The sequence below is a fragment of the Spirulina sp. CCY15215 genome (assembly GCF_016888125.1).
Classification (GTDB): domain Bacteria; phylum Cyanobacteriota; class Cyanobacteriia; order Cyanobacteriales; family Spirulinaceae; genus CCY15215.
Window position 1 is genome coordinate 1 of sequence record NZ_JACSWA010000054.1, and the last position, 520, is coordinate 520.

Sequence of the window (520 nt, forward strand, 5' to 3'; positions counted from 1 at the left end):
CTTCTTCGAGTTTCTCGCTTATCGCGGCAATTCCTTCTTCCTCGCGACCAATAATACTCGATATCGTCCCTGCTGCTGCACCATAAAGCAGGTCTTGAGCGTTATCGGCACGAGAATCAATAACGTTGAGTATATTCGTTCCTCCGGCTTCGGGAAAACGCACGACGGTGGCATCCCCTTGAATTAAACTTGGGTCTGTTGGAGTAACTACTCCTGCTGCCATGAGGTTAATATTTTCGGCAGTTACTTCTCCAGCAATGACTGTATCTCCTTCTTTGACGGCTGTATCGGTTCTAATTAACCGCACTGTGCCATCTGCTTCGATAATCACTTCATTAGCATGACCGATTTCACTCCCTCCGGTAATATAACGAGGGATATCTACTGCTCTTATTCCCCTTGCATTGGCAGGAATGATTACGTTTCCTTCGACTGGGGCGGCATCGAGGACTAAGTTCACCACCATACCTTCGTGAGAGAGTCGAACTTGACTTTTACCTGGAATAGCGGCGAGGGTGAT

Annotated in this window: 1 pseudogene; it reads right to left on the minus strand. The window is 47.7% G+C overall.

The features are described from left to right. Positions 1-520: pseudogene (locus tag JUI58_RS00235) on the minus strand (hemagglutination protein); the annotation flags it as partial.